This window comes from Streptomyces viridosporus, from assembly GCF_002078235.1.
GTDB classification, from domain to species: Bacteria; Actinomycetota; Actinomycetes; order Streptomycetales; family Streptomycetaceae; genus Streptomyces; species Streptomyces viridosporus.
In genome coordinates this window covers 1-2,548 of sequence record NZ_MSGP01000886.1, presented here as the reverse complement: position 1 = coordinate 2,548, position 2,548 = coordinate 1, and the positions used below count along the sequence as shown (strand labels likewise).

Annotated in this window: 2 protein-coding genes and 1 pseudogene; 1 reads left to right on the top strand and 2 read right to left on the bottom strand. The window is 74.5% G+C overall.

What is annotated here, in order from left to right; genetic code table 11:
• Both B7L92_RS38440 and B7L92_RS38435 read right to left on the bottom strand, forming a co-directional pair.
• Positions 1 to 201: pseudogene (locus B7L92_RS38440) on the bottom strand (M23 family metallopeptidase); the annotation flags it as partial.
• 509 nt (positions 202 to 710) lie between these two features.
• Positions 711 to 1,970, bottom strand: coding sequence for an SLC13 family permease (locus B7L92_RS38435; protein ID WP_004986633.1), 1,260 nt, complete (start codon positions 1,968 to 1,970; stop codon positions 711 to 713).
• 163 nt (positions 1,971 to 2,133) lie between these two features.
• On the opposite strand from B7L92_RS38435, the gene B7L92_RS38430 reads away from it, so the two are divergent.
• On the top strand, positions 2,134 to 2,548 hold a 415-nt coding region (locus B7L92_RS38430), incomplete at its 3' end, for a sacsin N-terminal ATP-binding-like domain-containing protein (RefSeq protein ID WP_368656284.1).

The following is a 2,548-nucleotide window of genomic DNA, read 5'->3' as shown; positions in this document are numbered from 1 at the left end:
CCAGGACGCCTGCTTCGCGGCCGCGGCCTGGGCGGCCTGCGCCTGGACGGCGGCGGTGCCGGACGTGGCCGTGGTGTCGGCGGCGGCGACCGCGACCCCGGCTCCCAGCACGACCGAGGCGCCCAGGCCGGCGGCCAGCACGGCCGCACGGGTGCGGGTCGGGGACGTGCGGGAGAAACGGGGCGTGACGCGCTGGAACATCGAAACCTCATGGGGGAGGGAGCAGAGGAAAACCACCGGCGGAACGGGTCCGTGCCGCGGTGGCCGTTCCTTGGTAGCCCGAGCCGCGCAAAAGCCGCAAAGGTGTGACCTACGACGAAACTTCGTACATCAGGAGTGAGACGTACGTCTCTTGACGGAGGGCGCCAACCGGGCGGAAGCCCCCATTTCAGGCCGATCGGTCAAGCCTTCGCCGCAAATGTCCGTTTTGGTTTCAAGTGGTTTCCCACTATTTCGGTTAGTACCGGACATTCGGCCTGTGTGGCTTGTCACGGGGAGACCGGTTCGGGCGTTTCGCGAATGTGGCGCGCGTCTCCGTCCACCCCTCGTCCGCCGGCCCGCCCCACGAGCGGGTCGGGCCGGGAATTCCGCCAGCAGGCGGTTCAGCTCGGCGGGCCGCTCGGTGGGGAGGGAGTGGGGGGAGGCGTCCGAGAGGGTGACGACGTCCGCCTCGGGCAGGAGGCGGCGGGCGGCGAGGGGCGCGGGGGCTTTCAGGGGCCCAGCAGTTCCAGCGACACCCACAGCGCGACGGTCGACGCCAGCAGCGCGGCGGGGACGGTGAGCAGGCCGAGGAGGGTGAACTCCTTCAGCCGGACGTCGTGCTCGTGGTGGTGGACGATGCGCCGCCACAGCAGGGTGGCCAGGGACCCGGCGTAGGTGAGGTTCGGGCCGATGTTGACGCCCAGCAGGACGGCCAGGACCGCGCCGGGACCGGACGGCGCGGCCAGGGGGGCGAGGGCGAGGACGGCCGGCAGGTTGTTGATCAGGTTCGCGAGCAGCGCGGCGAGCGCGGCGGTGCCCAGCAGGGCGGGGAGCGTGGCGCCGTCGGGCAGGACGGCCCCGAGGGCGTCTTCGAGGCCGTGGTCCAGCACGGCCCGCACGACCACGCCGAGGGCGAGGACGAAAGCGAGGAACGGCAGGTCGGCGGCGCGCACCAGCGCGGCGGGAGTGGTGTGCCGGCGCGCCAGGGCACGGACGGCCAGCACGGCCGCGCCGGCCGTCGCGGCCCACGCCGGGTCGATGCCGAGCGCGGACGCCACGGCGAACCCGGCCAGCGTGGCGCCCACGGTCACCAGCGCGAACAGCGGCATCTCCACGGGCTCCTCCGCCTCCGCCCCCGTGACGGGCGCGTCGAGGTCGGCGGCGAAGAAGCGGCGGAAGACGGCGTACTCGACGGCGACGGCCACCAGCCACGGCAGGGTCATCAGCAGCGCGAAGCGGGTGAAGGTCAGCCCGGTGGCGGCGAACGCGAGCAGGTTGGTCAGGTTCGACACCGGCAGCAGCAGGGACGCCGTGTTCGACAGGTGCGCGCCGGCGTAGACGTGGGGGCGGGGCCGGGTGCCCATGCGGGTGGCGGTGGCGAACACCACCGGTGTCAGCAGGACCACGGTGGCGTCCAGGCTGAGCACGGCGGTGATCGTCGAGGCGAGGGCGAAGACCGCGCCCAGCAGCCGGCGCGGCCGGCGGCGGGCCCAGCGCGCCATCCAGGTCCCGCAGGCGTGGAAGAGTCCCTCGTCGGCGCAGAGCCGGGCGAGGACCAGCACGGCGGCGAGGAACCAGATCACCGGCCCGAGCCGGGCGGCCTCCCCCCGCACGGTCTCCAGGGAGATCGCGCCGGTCGCGATCACGACACCGGCCGCGGGCACGGCGAAGGCCGCCTCGGGCCAGCGGAAGGGGCGGACGACGGCGCACACCAGCACCACGACCAGCGCGGCGACGGACAGGGACTCCAGCAGCACGGCAACGATCATCCACGCGGCACGGCGGGAGCCACCCGTCGCCCCGGCCGAAGGACCGCGTTTCGCCCCGTACGAGACCCGGGGCCGGGGCCGCCCTCCTCGCCGGGGTGCCGCGGAGGGGTACCTTCGGTCTCACGCCGATGAGGGCTGATGAGGGCCGATGAGGAGAGTCAACGTGAGCAAGTACGTGCGGCCCGCCGCCGAGGGGGCCGACCCGTTCGGTACGGCGCGTCTGCGGCGCGGCGTCCTGGACGCCTGGGCCACCAGCCCCGCCCGGTTCCGGGAGGACGCCAACGCCGAGGAGGACCTGGTCCTCGGCGGCTACCGGGACCGCCTCGTCGTCGAGCTCGCCCAGAACGCCGCCGACGCCGCCGCCCGCGCGGAGGTGCCGGGACGGCTGAGGCTCACCCTGCGCGACGGTGTCCTCGTCGCCGCGAACACCGGTGCGCCGCTGGACGCGGCCGGGGTCGAGTCGCTGTCCACCCTGCGCGCCTCCGCCAAGCGGGACGCGCCGGAGCGGTCCGTGGGCCGGTTCGGCGTCGGGTTCGCCGCCGTCCTCGCCGTCACCGACGAGCCCGCCGTCGTCGGCC